This window comes from Pseudomonas sp. NFACC32-1 (genome assembly GCF_900101215.1).
GTDB lineage: Bacteria > Pseudomonadota > Gammaproteobacteria > Pseudomonadales > Pseudomonadaceae > Aquipseudomonas.
Map to the genome: position 1 here is coordinate 801,325 of NZ_FMUL01000001.1, position 14,729 is coordinate 816,053.

At 63.1% G+C, this 14,729-nt stretch carries 11 protein-coding genes; all 11 read right to left on the reverse strand.

Annotated features, from left to right (window positions below):
- Positions 1 to 36: 36 nt before the first annotated feature.
- The 11 genes from BLP99_RS03505 to gloB all read right to left on the reverse strand — a co-directional run bounded on the left by BLP99_RS03505 (position 37) and on the right by gloB (position 14,670).
- Positions 37 to 801, reverse strand: coding sequence for an EboA domain-containing protein (locus BLP99_RS03505; RefSeq protein ID WP_072394759.1), 765 nt, complete (start codon positions 799 to 801; stop codon positions 37 to 39).
- Positions 798 to 1,688: a UbiA family prenyltransferase gene (locus tag BLP99_RS03510; protein ID WP_072394763.1), complete on the reverse strand. Its 891-nt coding sequence runs from the start codon at positions 1,686 to 1,688 to the stop codon at positions 798 to 800. Before BLP99_RS03510 ends, BLP99_RS03505 begins: the two co-directional genes overlap by 4 nt.
- The gene (locus tag BLP99_RS03515; protein WP_072394764.1) at positions 1,685 to 3,559 is read right to left on the reverse strand and encodes a 3-dehydroquinate synthase; all 1,875 of its coding nucleotides are present in this window, start codon (positions 3,557 to 3,559) and stop codon (positions 1,685 to 1,687) included. The genes BLP99_RS03510 and BLP99_RS03515 overlap by 4 nt, the downstream gene beginning before the upstream one ends.
- 319 nt (positions 3,560 to 3,878) lie before the next feature.
- The gene (gene fabI / locus BLP99_RS03520) at positions 3,879 to 4,673 is read right to left on the reverse strand and encodes an enoyl-ACP reductase FabI (protein ID WP_053153864.1); all 795 of its coding nucleotides are present in this window, start codon (positions 4,671 to 4,673) and stop codon (positions 3,879 to 3,881) included.
- Between the two features lie 19 nt (positions 4,674 to 4,692).
- Positions 4,693 to 6,303: an ABC transporter ATP-binding protein gene (locus BLP99_RS03525; RefSeq protein WP_072394767.1), complete on the reverse strand. Its 1,611-nt coding sequence runs from the start codon at positions 6,301 to 6,303 to the stop codon at positions 4,693 to 4,695.
- A gap of 1 nt (position 6,304) precedes the next feature.
- Positions 6,305 to 7,324 (reverse strand): ABC transporter permease, encoded by a 1,020-nt coding sequence (locus BLP99_RS03530; protein WP_092179734.1) that lies wholly within the window; start codon positions 7,322 to 7,324, stop codon positions 6,305 to 6,307.
- A 1-nt stretch (position 7,325) separates the two neighbouring features.
- A complete protein-coding gene (locus BLP99_RS03535; protein WP_072394771.1) occupies positions 7,326 to 8,399 on the reverse strand; it encodes a microcin C ABC transporter permease YejB in 1,074 nt (357 codons plus the stop codon).
- A gap of 4 nt (positions 8,400 to 8,403) precedes the next feature.
- Positions 8,404 to 10,257 (reverse strand): extracellular solute-binding protein, encoded by a 1,854-nt coding sequence (locus tag BLP99_RS03540; RefSeq protein WP_072394773.1) that lies wholly within the window; start codon positions 10,255 to 10,257, stop codon positions 8,404 to 8,406.
- Complete coding sequence (locus BLP99_RS03545; protein WP_072430524.1) at positions 10,254 to 12,086, reverse strand: extracellular solute-binding protein; 1,833 nt, start codon at positions 12,084 to 12,086, stop codon at positions 10,254 to 10,256. Before BLP99_RS03545 ends, BLP99_RS03540 begins: the two co-directional genes overlap by 4 nt.
- Positions 12,087 to 12,339: 253 nt before the next feature.
- Positions 12,340 to 13,803 (reverse strand): transglycosylase SLT domain-containing protein, encoded by a 1,464-nt coding sequence (locus BLP99_RS03550; RefSeq protein WP_092179736.1) that lies wholly within the window; start codon positions 13,801 to 13,803, stop codon positions 12,340 to 12,342.
- 99 nt (positions 13,804 to 13,902) lie between these two features.
- Entirely contained in the window at positions 13,903 to 14,670 is a 768-nt protein-coding gene (gloB, locus tag BLP99_RS03555) for a hydroxyacylglutathione hydrolase (RefSeq protein WP_072394778.1), read from the reverse strand.
- Between the last annotated feature and the right edge of the window lie 59 nt (positions 14,671 to 14,729).

Genomic DNA, 14,729 nt, shown 5'->3' on the forward strand with positions numbered 1-14,729 from the left:
CATCAATAGAGCAGGGGATCGTTGAACGGAGGTTCGCTAGGGGCCGGTCAGGTGTTCACGCCATTGCGGCGGCAAGCGTTGCTGTCGGGCCAGGCCTTCCAGGCGCTGGCGCTGCGCCGGGCTGAGCAAGTCGAAGGCAATCGCCAGGGGCAGGCCGGCCGATACCGTACGCCCGGCCGCGAGCTGTTCGGCCAGCAAATCGAGGGCCAGTTGATTGAGGGCGACACTCTGGCGTTGCTTCAGGCCAAGCAGGCGACGTACATCGAGCCCCATGCCCAGTGCCTTGAGTACCAGTTGATGGAAGGCCCGGTCGTCGTAGTGGCGCGAAGGATAGAGGGTGTCCAGGGCAAGGGCGGCGAACACCTGGCTGTTGCTGGTACGCCCGGCTTGCAGCGCAAGCTCTACGCACACCCCCTGGCTGTCGAGCCAGTCGAGGGCCTTGAGCAGGGCGATCTTTTCCTGATCGTCGCCCCACAGGAACAACTGGCGCAGCAAGGGCAACTGGCCGGTGGCGGGTTGCCGCTCCAGGACCTCGGCCAGCAACAGCGCCCGCGCCAGTTGCACATGGCTCCAGCCGGTACCGTGGGTCCATATGTCTTCCTTGAGGCCTCGCTTGCACTGGCTGCTCAACAGAGCCGCGCTCGTGGCATCCGGGCGTTGCGCAAGCTGTTCCAGTGCCTGGTGCCACCACTGCAGGCCGGCCTCGTCGAGGTGCTGGAGCAAGGTCTGGCGCTGTTGCTCCAGACTGTCCCGGCGCATTTCAAGAGCCGTCGATGAAGGCCCGGCAATGTCCTTGTTCATGTCGGTTTGATCCAGCGCTGGAAGTGGGGAAGCAGCAAAAACACCAGGACACATGACAGGCTGCCCAGTGGCTGGTCGGCCACCGCCAGTACCAGGGCATCGAACAGTGGCAAGGCCGCCAGCCCGGCGCCGATGAACGTGCGGACCCGCCGTTGCCGAGGGTCGGCCAGATGACGTCGGTAATGCCAGCCCAGCCAGCCAAGCCAGAGCAGCAGCACGGGCCAGAACCAGGGATTATCGTTGTGGATCGCCAGGGTCAGCGGGCTCAGCATCAGGATCAGCGGCAGGCGGCTGAGCAACTGGTTGCGGTGTTCCTGGCGGGCCAGGTAAGTCAGGCCGCTGATATACACCCCCAGCAACACGGCGCAGAGCCAGATGGGCTCCGGCGGCACCGCCAGGCTGGCGGCCGCCGTGAGGTAGAGTGCCGAGCGACAGGCCCCCATCAGCCAGACACTGTGGGCGTATTTCTTGTGCAGCAGGTTGTAGCCCAGGATACAGGCCAGCAGCAGGAGGGCGCCGCCCAGCAACCAGTATGGCTGGTCGATCAGCCGGCTCAGGCCCAGCACGGCAACGGCGGCCAGCCCCAGCAACAGGGCGCAGGCGAGCCCGACCTGCTGGCGGCTGACCAGCCCGAGGGTGATGGGGCGCGGGTTGTGGTGTCGCAGGTCCCAGTCGGCGTCCAGCAAGTCATTCAACAACATGCCGGCCAGGTACAGCATCGACAAGGCCGCCAGCAGCAAGACCCACACCGCCCCAGACGGTGGCGCCAGGGCCCCGGCGCTGCTGGCCAGCAGGGCGGCGGCCAGGGTATTGGTCCACACCGTGGGCAGGTTGGAAACCCGGCCCAGGGTCATCCAGGTTTTCAGGTCCGGCGATGCCTGGCTCATCGTACCCAACCCTCGCTCAATGCCGGGACCGGATCGGCGAGACCGGACAGCCGCCGTAGCGCCTGCTCCATCCGCGTGGCGTCGATCTCATGCACATCCAGCGATTCGCCGATGCGGCAGAGCATGGGAATGGACAGCTCGCCGCCCAGGTGCTGACGGAACTCTTCCAGGCCCAGCAACAGCAGCGGGCGGCCTTGGGGATCCTTCAGGCTCAGTTCCGGTGGGTTCAGGCTGAAGCCGAGCCTGAGCAGCAGGCCCACGATACGTTCGGCGTCGGCATCGCTCAGCAGGCCCAGCAAGTTGGCGTAGAGGCCATCCAGGGCGATGCCCACCGCCACCGCTTCGCCATGGCGCAACCGATGCTGGCTGAGATTTTCCAGCTTGTGGGCGGCCCAGTGGCCATAGTCCAAGGGGCGACCGTTACCGCGTTCGAAGGGATCGCCGGCGCTGGTGATGTGGGCCAGGTGCAACTCGGCACAGCGGCGGATGGCGTGCCGGCTGGCCTCGTGATCGAAGTGGGCGAGGGCGTCGGCCTGTTGCTCCATCCATTGGAAAAACGCCGCGTCCTTGATCAGCGCCACCTTGACCGCCTCGGCCAACCCGGCGATCTGGTCGCGCCGGCCCAGGCTGCCCAGCAACTGGAAATCGTTGATCACGGCGGTGGCGGGGTAGAACGCCCCCAGCAGGTTTTTCTGGCCGAAGGCATTGATGCCGTTCTTCACGCCGATCCCGGCGTCGTTCTGGGCGAGGACGGTGCTGGGGACGCGGACCAGGCGAATGCCGCGGTGGAAGGTGGCGCAGGCATACCCAACCGCATCCAGTACTGCCCCGCCTCCCAGTGCCAGCACATGGCAATGCCGATCCAGCCCGTGGTGCAGCATGTTGGTGTAGAGCTGCTGCAACACCTGTGCATCCTTGCTCGACTCACCGGCCGGAACCGCAATGGGCGCTGCCAGCAGGCGCAGGTCCGCGGGATGGCGGACAAAATAGGCATCGATCTGTTCCTGCAGTGCCGGATTGCTGCGCAGCAACTGTTCATCGGCGAACACCAGCACCTTCACCGGCTTGTCTTGACGGGCGCTGAGCTGCTGATGCAAACAGGGATTGGACGGATCGAACAGGTGATCGGTGAACACCACCGGATAGTCGTAGCTGACCTCGAAGCGCCCGTGCAGGGGCTGCTGCGCGTCGCGCTTGCGAAAGGTCTTGAGCAGGCTGTAGCCGGCGATGAACAAGCCGGGCAGGACCATGCTGGCCAGGATTGTCACCAGGAGGGCGTTCTGTTCGACAAGGAACCTACCGATGGCGGCGTAGGCCAGGGCCAGGCCGGCATTGGCCAGCACGACCACCGGTACGAAGGCACGCAGCGGGTAGCGCTGCATGCCCGCTGCCACCACCGAGGTTTCCGCCAGCACCGGCACACCCCGCAGGCAGACCAGCGACAGCGTGCCCAACCGGTACCCCAGTTGTCCCGGCTGGCGCTGGTGCAGGCCCAGTCGCCCGGACAACAGCCGGAAATAGCCGGCTCCCAAGGCATACCCCAAGCCGGCCCCCAGGCACAGGCCGACGAAAATCACCAGGTAGCCGCCAAGGCTGCCCAGGCTTGCCACGGCCAGCAGCGCCACCAGGCTCGAAGGCACCGGCAGCACCACGTCCAGGGCCAGCAGGGCGATCAGCAACAGGGCCAGGTTGAGCTTTTGCGAGGAGGTCGAGGGCAGGTACAGCTGCAGGTGGGTCAGGAATGCCTGGATCTGTTGCTCGAACAACAGGAAGCTGGCAATCACCAGGCCACAGAAGCAGAACAAGGATAGCCAGAACGGCTTGGCGGGTCCTTTTTTCGAGAGCGCACGATACCACCGGCTGTGCTTCATCAAGCATCCCTCTTGTGTGTTTTGACTCATTCCGTGTCAATGTTTAAAAGCGTCGTCGGCTGGTTCTCGGGTCGATAGGCAGTCTCGTTTTCGGTGGGACCCGCTGCGGCGGGTTGCGCTTGGGAAGACAATTCTGAATCTAGTCGGCCATTGTCGTTTTGCAAGGCCATTTGATGGCAATGTGATCTTTGATTGACGCGATGATGGCCATCGCACGCCGCACGCCGCACGCCGCACGCGCTGGCGCAGCGGGTCGCCAGAACGAAAAACGCCGCTCGCCCTTTGCAGGACGAGCGGCGTTTTTCATGCGCGGTGAAGATTACTCTTCGATGTTGCCCATGGCGGTGGTGTTGAAGCCGCCGTCCACGTACATGATTTCACCGCTGATGCCCGACGCCAGGTCCGAGCACAGGAAGGCGCCGGCGTTGCCGACTTCTTCGATGGTGACGTTGCGACGCAGCGGGGTCTGCGCTTCGTTGGCGGCCAGCATCTTGCGGAAGTTCTTGATGCCGGAAGCGGCGAGGGTGCGGATCGGGCCGGCCGAAACGGCGTTGACGCGGGTGCCTTCCGGGCCCAGGGAACCGGCCAGGTAACGCACGCCGGCTTCCAGGGAAGCCTTGGCCATGCCCATGACGTTGTAGTTCGGCATGGTGCGCTCGGCGCCCAGGTAGGACAGGGTCAGCAGGCTGCCGTTGCGGCCTTTCATCATTTCGCGGCCGGCCTTGGCCAGGGCGACGAAGCTGTAGGCACTGATGTCGTGGGCAATGCGGAAACCTTCGCGGGTGGTGGCTTCGGTGAAGTCGCCGTCCAGCTGGTCGCCTGGGGCGAAGCCCACGGAGTGCACGATGCAGTCCAGGCCGTCCCACTTCTTGCTCAGCTCCTCGAAGACCTTGGCGATTTCTTCATCGCTGGCCACGTCGCATGGGAAGCACAGCTCAGGGCTCGAACCCCAGCCTTGCGCGAACTCTTCGACACGACCCTTGAGTTTGTCGTTCTGATAAGTGAAGGCAAGCTCAGCGCCCTCGCGATGCATGGCGGCGGCGATGCCGGATGCGATGGACAGCTTGCTGGCGACACCGACGATCAGTACGCGCTTACCGGCGAGAAAACCCATGTGTTGCTCCTCTTTCAGGTTATTCGGCAGTTGTCGGGGCCAGGAAGGCGGCCTCCATCAACTGCTGTGTATAGGGGTGTTGCGGCGCAGCGAATAGGCTGCGGGCATCACCTTGTTCGACCACTTGGCCATGCTTGACCACCATCAGTTGGTGGCTCAGCGCTTTGACGACAGCCAGATCATGGCTGATAAACAGATACGTCAGGTTGTACTTGCTTTGCAGCGACCGCAACAGCTCCACCACCTGGCGTTGCACGGTGCGGTCCAGGGCCGACGTCGGCTCGTCCAGCAGAATCAACGCCGGCTTGAGCACCAGGGCCCGGGCAATGGCGATACGCTGCCGCTGCCCTCCGGAAAATTCATGGGGGTAGCGGTTCCGGGTTTCCGGGTCCAGGCCTACCTCCTCCAGTGCGGCGATTATCGCCTGTTCCTGCTCGGCTTCGGTACCGATCTTGTGGATCCGCAGGCCTTCGCCGACGATCTGGCCCACACACATGCGCGGGCTCAGGCTGCCGAACGGGTCCTGGAAGACCACTTGCATCTCCCGTCGCAGCGGCCGGACCTGTTGTTGGGACAGGCTGTCGAGCTGCTTGCCCTCGAACCGGATCCCGCCCTGGCTGGCGATCAACCGCAGGATCGCCAGCCCCAGGGTGGATTTGCCCGAACCGCTTTCGCCCACGATGCCCAGGGTCTGGCCCTGGGGCAGGCTGAAGCGGATCCCGTCCACGGCCTTGATGTAGTCCACGGTCCGCTTGAACAAGCCTTTCTTGACCGGGAACCAGACCTTGAGGTCCTCGACCTGCAGCAACGGCGGACCGGCGACGTTGGCCGCCGGGTTGCCGCTGGGCTCTGCGGCCAGCAGTTCCCGAGTGTACGGATGCTGCGGTGCGCGGAACAATTCTTCGCACGATGCCTGTTCGACGATGCAACCGCGCTGCATGACACATACGCGATGCGCAATTCTTCGCACCAGGTTCAAATCGTGGCTGATCAGCAGCAGCGACATGCCCAATCGTGCCTGCAATTGCTTGAGCAGGTCGAGGATCTTGAGCTGGACAGTGACGTCCAGGGCGGTAGTCGGTTCGTCGGCGATCAGCAGTTCCGGCTCGTTGGCCAGGGCCATGGCGATCATCACCCGCTGGCGCTGGCCGCCGGACAGCTCGTGAGGCAGGGCCTTGAGGCGCTTGTGGGGTTCGGGAATTCCCACCAGCTCCAGCAGTTCGAGGGTCCGGCGGGTCGCCACCTTGCCGGTCAGGCCCTTGTGGATGCCGAGCACTTCGTTGATCTGCTTGCCGATGGAGTGCAACGGGTTGAGGGACGTCATCGGTTCCTGGAAGATCATCGCGATCCGGTTGCCACGGATATGACGGATGGTCTTCTCTTTCAGGCTCAACAGATCCTGCCCGGCGTACTGGATGGTCCCGGTGGGGTGATGGGCCAGCGGGTAGGGCAGCAACCGCAGGATCGAATGGGCGGTGACCGACTTGCCCGAGCCGCTTTCACCTACCAGGGCCAGGGTCTCACCGCGCTTGATGTCGAAGCTGACGCCTTCGACCACCCGTTGATGGTGGTGGCCGGCGATGAATTCCACCGCCAGGTCGCGCACTTCGATCAGGTTGTCCTGGTTCATATCACTTCCTCGGATCGAAGGCATCGCGAGCGGACTCGCCGATGAACACCAGCAGGCTCAGCATGATCGCCAGCACGGCGAACGCACTGATGCCCAGCCAGGGGGCCTGGAGGTTGGATTTGCCCTGGGCCACCAGTTCGCCCAGGGAGGGTGCGCCCGCCGGCAGGCCGAAACCGAGGAAGTCCAGGGCAGTGAGGGTGCCGATGGCGCCGGTGAGGATGAACGGCATGAACGTCATGGTCGAGACCATGGCATTGGGCAGGATATGGCAGAACATGATCGCACCGTTCTGCATGCCCAGGGCCCGGGCGGCACGCACGTATTCCAGGTTGCGGCCACGCAGGAACTCGGCGCGCACGACATCCACCAGGCTCATCCAGGAAAACAGCAGCATGATCCCCAGCAACCACCAGAAATTGGGCTGGACGAAGCTGGCCAGGATGATCAGCAGGTAAAGCACCGGCAGCCCGGACCAGATTTCCAGGAAGCGCTGGCCGGCCAGGTCGACCCAGCCGCCGTAGAACCCCTGCAGGGCGCCGGCGATCACGCCGATGATCGAACTGAGCAGGGTCAGGGTCAGGGCGAACAGCACCGAGATCCGGAAACCGTAGATCACTCGGGCCAGCACGTCGCGGCCCTGGTCGTCGGTGCCCAGCCAGTTGACCGACGAAGGAGGGGCAGGAGCCGGGACCTTCAGGTCGTAGTTGATGCTCTGGTAGCTGAACGGAATCGGTGCCCACAGCACCCAGGCGTCCTTGGCCGCCAGCAGCTCGCGGATGTAGGGACTCTTGTAGTTGGCCTCCAGCGGGAACTCGCCGCCGAAGGTGGTTTCCGGGTAGCGCTTGAGGGCCGGGAAGTACCAGCCACCGTCGTAATGCACCACCAGCGGCTTGTCGTTGGCGATCAGCTCGGCGCCCAGGCTCAGGACGAACAGGGCCATGAACAGCCAGAGCGACCACCAGCCACGCTTGTTGGCCTTGAACAGTTCGAAGCGACGGCGATTGAGAGGGGACAGGTTCATCTCAATGCTCCCGGCTTTCGAAGTCGATGCGCGGATCGACAAAGGTGTAGGTCAGGTCGCCGATCAACTTCACCACCAGCCCCAGCAGGGTGAAGATGAACAACGTGCCAAAGACCACCGGATAGTCGCGGTTGATGGCGGCTTCGAAGCTCATCAAGCCGAGGCCGTCGAGGGAAAAGATCACTTCCACCAGCAAGGATCCGGTGAAGAAGATCCCGATGAACGCCGACGGGAAGCCGGCGATCACCAGCAGCATGGCATTGCGGAACACATGACCGTAGAGCACGCGATTGCGCGTCAGGCCCTTGGCCTTGGCAGTGACCACGTACTGCTTGTTGATTTCGTCCAGGAAACTGTTCTTGGTCAGCAGGGTCATGGTGGCGAAGTTGCCGATCACCAGGGCGGTCACCGGCAAGGCCAGGTGCCAGAAGTAGTCGAGGATCTTGCCACCCATGCTCAACTGGTCGAAGTTGTTGGATGTCAGCCCCCGCAGCGGAAACCAGTCGAAGTAACTGCCGCCGGCGAACACCACGATCAGCAGGATGGCGAACAGGAACGAGGGGATCGCATAGCCGATGATGATCGCCGAACTGGTCCATACATCGAAGTGGCTGCCGTGTCGCGTGGCCTTGGCGATCCCCAGGGGGATCGAGACCAGGTACATGATCAGCGTGCTCCATAGCCCGAGGGAGATGGAGACTGGCAGTTTCTCCTTGATCAGGTCGATGACCTTGGCGTCGCGAAAGAAGCTGTCGCCGAAGTCCAGGCGCGCGTAGTTCTTGATCATGATCCACAGGCGTTCGGGGGCCGACTTGTCGAAGCCGTACATGCGCTCGATTTCCTTGATCAGCGCCGGGTCCAGCCCCTGGGCGCCACGGTAGCTGGAGCCGGCCACCGACACTTCGGCACCGCCGCCGGCGATGCGGCTGGTGGCGCCCTCGAAACCTTCGAGCTTGGCGATCATCTGCTCCACCGGCCCCCCGGGCGCGGCCTGGATGATGACGAAGTTGATGAGCAGGATGCCGAACAGGGTCGGAATGATCAGCAGCAGCCGCCGCAAGATATAAGCCAGCATCGGGTTACTCCACGCTCGCCGAGGCAGCGTTGTTCTGTTTTTCTATCACGTGTTCCACTTCTTCGGCAGGCTTGGTGTCCGGCTTGACCCACCAGGTGGTGGTGCCGATGTCATAGGTCGGCGTGACCTTCGGATGGCCGATGTGATTCCAGTAGGCCACGCGCCAGGTCTTGATGTGCCAGTTGGGAATCACGTAGTAGCCCCATTGCAGCACCCGGTCCAGCGCCCTGGCATGGGCCACCAGGCTCTTGCGTGAATCGGCGTTGATCAACTGTTCCACCAGCTGGTCCACCGCCGGGTCCTTCAGGCCCATGGTGTTGCGGCTGCCGGGCTTGTCGGCGGCGGCCGACATCCAGAACTCGCGCTGCTCGTTGCCCGGCGAGCTGGACTGGGGGAAGCTGCCCACCACCAGGTCGAAATCCCGGGAGCGGACGCGGTTGATGTACTGGGACACATCCACCCGGCGAATCACCAGTTCGATGCCCAGGTCGCTCAGGTTGCGCTTGAACGGCAGCAGCACTCGCTCGAACTCGGTCTGGGCCAGCAGGAATTCCAGCACCACCGGCTTGCCCTGGGCGTCGACCATCCTGTCGTCGACGATGCGCCAGCCAGCTTCCTGCAGCAGTTGGTAGGCCTTGCGCTGCTGGTCGCGGATCATGCCGCTGCCGTCGCACATCGAAGGCTGGAACGCCTCGGTGAAGACCTGCTCGGGGATCTTGCCGCGCAGAGGTTCGAGGATCTTCAGTTCGTCTTCGCCGGGCAGGCCGGTGGCGGCCATTTCCGAGTTCTCGAAATAACTGCGGGTGCGGGCATAGGCACCGTTGAACAGCTGCTTGTTGGTCCACTCGAAGTCCAGCAGCAGGCTCAGGGCCTTGCGCACTCGCACATCCTGGAACACCGGGCGGCGCAGGTTGTAGACAAAGCCTTGCATACCGGTGGGATTGCCGTTGGGGATCTGTTCCTTGATCAGCCGGCCTTCGGTCACGGCCGGGATGTTGTAGGCATTGGCCCAGTTCTTGGCGGTCATTTCCAGCCAGAAGTCGAACTGCCCGGCTTTCAGGGCCTCCACCGCGACGGTGTTGTCGCGGTAGTAGTCGGTGCTCAGCACATCGAAATTGTAGAAGCCCCGGTTGACCGGCAGGTCCTTGCCCCAGTAGTCCTTCACCCGCTCATAGCGGATCGAACGGCCGGCCTTCACTTCGGCGACCCGATAAGGGCCACTGCCCAGGGGAATTTCCAGGTTGCCCTTGTTGAAGTCGCGTTCGGCCCACCAATGCTTGGGCAATACCGGCAATTGCCCGAGGATCAGCGGCAGTTCGCGATTATTGGTGTGCTTGAACTTGAACAGCACCTTGAGCGGGTCTTCGGCGATCACTTCGGCCACGTCGTTGTAGTAGCCCCGGAACATCGGCGCGCCGTCTTTGGTCAGGGTCTGGAAGCTGAAGACCACGTCTTCGGCACGCACCGGGTGGCCGTCATTGAAGCGGGCCTCGGGGCGCAGGTAGAAGCGTACCCAGGCGTTGTCCGGGGCTTTCTCGATCTTCCCGGCGATCAGGCCGTACTCAGTGAAGGGTTCATCCAGGCCTTGCTTGGCCAGGGTGTCGTAGATCAGGCCGATGTCATCGGCCGGCACGCCTTTGCTGATGAACGGGTTGAGGCTGTCGAAGCCGCCAAATCCGCCCTGGCGGAAGATCCCGCCCTTGGGGGCGTCGGGGTTGACGTAGTCGAAATGCTTGAAATCGGCCGGGTATTTCGGCGGTTCGTTGTACAGGGTCAAGGCGTGCTGCGGGGCGGCGCAGGCCAGCCCGGCGAACATCAGGCCACCGGCCTGCAGGAGCAGGGCGCGCAAAGGCTTCATTGATCTTTCTCCGAAGATTTCAGCCACCACGCGCTCAGGCCCAGGGTGTAGGGCGGCGTGGTGACGAAGGCGAACCGGTCATGGTAGGCCAGGCGATGGTAGTTGAGATACCAGTTGGGAATGCAATAGTGCTGCCACAGCAGCACCCGGTCGAGGGCCTTGCCGGCGGCGACCTGCTCGTCCCGGGTCCGGGCCGCCAGCAGTTTTTCCAGCAGATGGTCCACCACCGGGTTGGCGATCCCGGCATAGTTCTTACTGCCTTTGACCGAAGCCTGGCTGGAATGGAAATACTGCCACTGTTCCAGGCCGGGGCTGAGGGTCTGGCCCAGGGTCAGGAGGATCATGTCGAAGTCGAACTGGTCCAGGCGCTGCTTGTACTGGGCACGGTCCACTGTGCGCAGGCGAGCCTGGATGCCGATGCTGGCAAGGTTCCCCACGTAAGGCTGCAGGATGCGCTCCAGGTTCGGATTGACCAACAGGATTTCAAAGCGCAGGGGCTGGCTGTCGGCATTGAGCAGGCGTTGGCCGTTGAGTGTCCAGCCGGCTTCCTTGAGCAGCGCCAGGGCCCTGCGCAGGGTGTCCCGGGGGATGCCGCGACCGTCGGTCTGAGGCAGGCTGAACGGTTCGGTGAACAGCCGGGGGGGCAGTTGTTCGCGGTAGGGCTTGAGCAACAGCCATTCGTGCCCCACCGGAAGGCCGCTGGCGGAGAACTCGCTGTTGGGGTAGTAACTGAGGGTGCGCTTGTAGGCGCCGCTGAACAGTGTGCGGTTGGTCCACTCGAAATCGAACATCAACCCCAGTGCTTCACGCACCCTGGCGTCGGCAAAGGTGCCCCGTCGGGTATTCATGAACAGGCCCTGGGTCTGGGTCGGGATCCGGTGGGGAATCTGCGCCTTGATCACGTCGCCACGCTTGACCGCCGGGAAGTCATAGCCGTTGGCCCAGTTCTTGGCCTGGTGCTCGATGTAGATATCGAACTCGCCAGCCTTGAAGGCTTCGAAGGCCACGTCGCTGTCACGATAGAACTCCACTTCCATCCGGTCGTAGTTGTACTTGCCGCGATTGACCGGCAGGTCCTTGCCCCAATAGTCCTTCACCCGTTCGAACACCAGTTGGCGGCCCGGCTGCACCTGGGTGATGCGATAAGGCCCACTGCCCAGGGGTGGTTCGAAAGTGGTGGCCTTGAAGTCGCGGTCCTTCCAGTAATGCTGGGGCAGTACCGGCAGTTCTCCCAGGCGCAGGATCAACAGCGGGTTGCCCGCGCGCTTGAAGACAAAGCGGATTTTCAACGGGTTGAGAATATCCACCCGCAGCACTTCCTGCAGATTGGTGCGGTACAGCGGATGGCCTTCCTTGAGCAGCGTTCGGTAGGAAAACGCTACGTCGTAGGCGGTGATGGGCACCCCGTCGTGGAAACGTGCTTCGGGTCGCAGGTTGAAGACCACCCAGCTTCGGTCATCGCTGTACTCCACCGATTGAGCGATCAGGCCGTAGCTGGAGGTCGGCTCATCGCCGGAAGGCGCGTACTGGCCGGTGCCGACCATCAGGGGCTCGTTCAGCTCGTTGATGCCGTATTGCAGGAAATTCGGCGTGGACACCGGGCTGCTGCCCTTGAAGGTGTAGGGATTGAGCGTATCGAAGGTGCCAAACGCCATGACCCGCAAGGTGCCGCCCTTGGGGGCTTGCGGATTGACCCAGTCGAAGTGGGTGAATCTGGCCGGGTACTTGAGCGTGCCGAATTGCGCATAGCCATGGCTTTCGCTGATGGCCGCACCGGCAGGGGAGCTCAAGGCCAGGCTGATCAGGAACAGGAGGAGGGGACGTATCAAGTCTGAGATCCGATCCAGGCGGCTTGGGCTTTTATGGCCTGTACAGTAACAGCTTGTATCGGCAGGAAAAAGGCGGGGGCAGCGGGTGGGCCCAGTCTGCTACGCCATTGGCCGGCGAACGCCGAACCTGTGGCGAGGGGATTTATCCCCGCTGGGGCGCGAACCGACCCCGCGTCTTGTCTGAGACGCCGTCCATTGGGGCTGCTGCGCAGCCCAGCGGGGATAAATCCCCTCGCCACAGGGAGCCCCTCGGTCAGTGAGGGGAGTAGACCGTCAGCATCTGCCCAGGCTTGAGGGCCTTGCCCATTCGCGGATTCCAGCGCTTGAGATGCTGCATTTCGACGTTGAACCGCTTGGCAACCACATACAGCGAATCACCCTGCTTGACCTTGTACTGGGTCTGCTTGGCCTTTTCCTTGCTGTTCTTGCCACTGTTGGCGGCCACCACGGTGTTGATGCGCTTGCCGGTGCCCTTCGTGGCCCTGGTGTCCTGCATTACCAGGGTCTGGCCGACCTTGAGCTTGTTGCCGCTGAGCTTGTTCCAGCGTTGCAGGTCCTTGGTCTGGACATTGTTGGCCTTGGCGATCTGGGCCAGGTTGTCGCCGCGCTTGACGCGGTAGGTGCGCCTGGCACCTTCCAATTCGCTGTCGTCGACGTTTTCGAAGACCGGCTTGAGCGAGCGCTGGCTGATCAGTTCTTCCGGACGCATGGTCGACAGGCTGGCGGTCAGCAGCTGTGCCTTGGAGGTAGGAACCAGCAGGTGCTGCGGACCGTCGATGGTGGTGCGCTGCTTGAAGGCCGGGTTGAGCTGGAACAGCTCGTCTTCGTCGATGTTCGCCACCGCCGCGACCTTGGACAGGTCCATGCGCTGGTTGATCTCGACGACCTGGAAATAAGGTTCGTTGGCGATCGGGTTGAGGTTCACGCCGTAGGCATCGGGGGACAGCACCACCTGCGACAGTGCCAGCAGCTTGGGCACGTAGGCCTGGGTTTCCGCCGGCAGCGGCAGGTTCCAGTAGTCGGTGGGCAGGCCGAGTTTTTCGTTGCGTTCGATGGCGCGGCTGACGGTACCTTCGCCGGCGTTGTAGGCGGCGAGGGCCAGCAACCAGTCGCCGTTGAACATGTCGTGCAGGCGCGTCAGGTAGTCCATGGCGGCCGTGGTCGAGGCGGTGATGTCGCGACGCCCATCATAGAAGCGGGTCTGGCGCAGGTTGAAGTAGCGCCCGGTGGACGGGATGAACTGCCACAGCCCTACGGCGTTGGCCCGGGAATAGGCCATGGGGTTGTAGGCGCTTTCGATCACCGGCAGCAGGGCCAGCTCCAGCGGCATGTTGCGCTCTTCGAGACGTTCGACGATGTAGTGCATGTACAGGCTGCCGCGTTCGCCGGCGCCTTCGAGGAAGGACGGGTTGCTGGCGAACCACAGGCGCTGTTGCTCGATGCGCGGGTTCACGCCGGCGGTTTCCTGCAGCTGGAAGCCCTGGCGCATGCGCTCCCAGATATCCTGGGGAACCTGGGGGCTGGGCTTCTCGCTGAGCCAGACGGGTTTCTGCTTGGCCCGGGCGGCCATGTTCTTCGGCGCCTGGGCCGTATCGGCCTGGGGTAGCTGGCCCGAACTCTGGCAGCCCGCCAGGGTGGCGGACACGGCCACCGCGATGGCTTGAGCCAAGCGGGTCAATGTGTCGGACTGAACGGACTTACGTATGGATGACGACATTGGCTGGAAGTAAGTTCCGGGCAAAAATGTCGGCCGATTCTAGGAAGCGCACCCCAACAGGTCAACCGTTCAGAATTTTTGTATCAACATACGGGGGGCTTAGAACTTATCTTTCCAGGCCCTCAAGGCCGCAAAAACCTCGCTCGGCGTCCCGTTTCGCTGGCCGTTCCGTTCGTCTGCTTTTTGTTTAACGGATGTTTCAGTCGTGCGAAGGAATGGATTGGTGAGTTTTTCCAGGGCCAGGGTCGAGGGCAGGGTGATCACGCCATCGTGGCGCTGGCGGGTGACTTTTTCCAGACGGGCGGCAATGTCCGGGTTGTCGGGCTCCACCGCGGCGGCGAACTTCAGGTTGCTCAAGGTGTATTCATGGGTGCAATAGACCAGCGTATCCTCAGGCAAGGCGGCGAGCCGGCCGAGGGAGCGATGCATCTGCTGCGGCGTGCCCTCGAACAGGCGCCCGCAACCGGCGGCGAACAAGGTGTCGCCACAGAACAGCAGGCCACGGTGGTAGTAGGCGATATGGCCCAGGGTATGGCCAGGCACGGCGTAGACATCGAAGTCCAGGTCGAGCACGCTGATGCGGTCGTTGTCTTCGAGGGGCACGTCCCGCGCCGGGATGTTTTCGCTGGCCGGGCCATAGACCCTGGCGCCGGTGGCGCTTTTCAGCGCCTGGACGCCGCCGACATGGTCATGGTGATGGTGGGTGACCATGATCTCGCTCAGGACCCAGCCCGGATGTGCTTCGAGCCAGGCCTGCACCGGCGTGGCGTCACCCGGGTCGACCACCGCGCAGCGGCGGGTGGCGTGATCCTGTAACAACCAGATGTAGTTATCGGTGAACGCGGGCAGGGCACTGATCTGTATCATCGCGGAATTCGCCAAGCGGAAAACAAAGGCGCATCTTAGAACTTCCTGGCGCGTTGGAG

Excerpts from the sequence above, each read along its gene's own strand:
- BLP99_RS03505 (WP_072394759.1), bottom strand. The coding sequence starts at position 801 with ATGAACAAGGACATTGCCGGGCCTTCATCGACGGCTCTTGAAATGCGC.
- BLP99_RS03510 (WP_072394763.1), bottom strand. The coding sequence starts at position 1,688 with ATGAGCCAGGCATCGCCGGACCTGAAAACCTGGATGACCCTGGGCCGG.
- BLP99_RS03515 (WP_072394764.1), bottom strand. The coding sequence starts at position 3,559 with ATGAAGCACAGCCGGTGGTATCGTGCGCTCTCGAAAAAAGGACCCGCC.
- fabI (WP_053153864.1), bottom strand. The coding sequence starts at position 4,673 with ATGGGTTTTCTCGCCGGTAAGCGCGTACTGATCGTCGGTGTCGCCAGC.
- BLP99_RS03525 (WP_072394767.1), bottom strand. The coding sequence starts at position 6,303 with ATGAACCAGGACAACCTGATCGAAGTGCGCGACCTGGCGGTGGAATTC.
- BLP99_RS03530 (WP_092179734.1), bottom strand. The coding sequence starts at position 7,324 with ATGAACCTGTCCCCTCTCAATCGCCGTCGCTTCGAACTGTTCAAGGCC.
- BLP99_RS03535 (WP_072394771.1), bottom strand. The coding sequence starts at position 8,399 with ATGCTGGCTTATATCTTGCGGCGGCTGCTGCTGATCATTCCGACCCTG.
- BLP99_RS03540 (WP_072394773.1), bottom strand. The coding sequence starts at position 10,257 with ATGAAGCCTTTGCGCGCCCTGCTCCTGCAGGCCGGTGGCCTGATGTTC.
- BLP99_RS03550 (WP_092179736.1), bottom strand. The coding sequence starts at position 13,803 with ATGTCGTCATCCATACGTAAGTCCGTTCAGTCCGACACATTGACCCGC.
- gloB (WP_072394778.1), bottom strand. The coding sequence starts at position 14,670 with ATGATACAGATCAGTGCCCTGCCCGCGTTCACCGATAACTACATCTGG.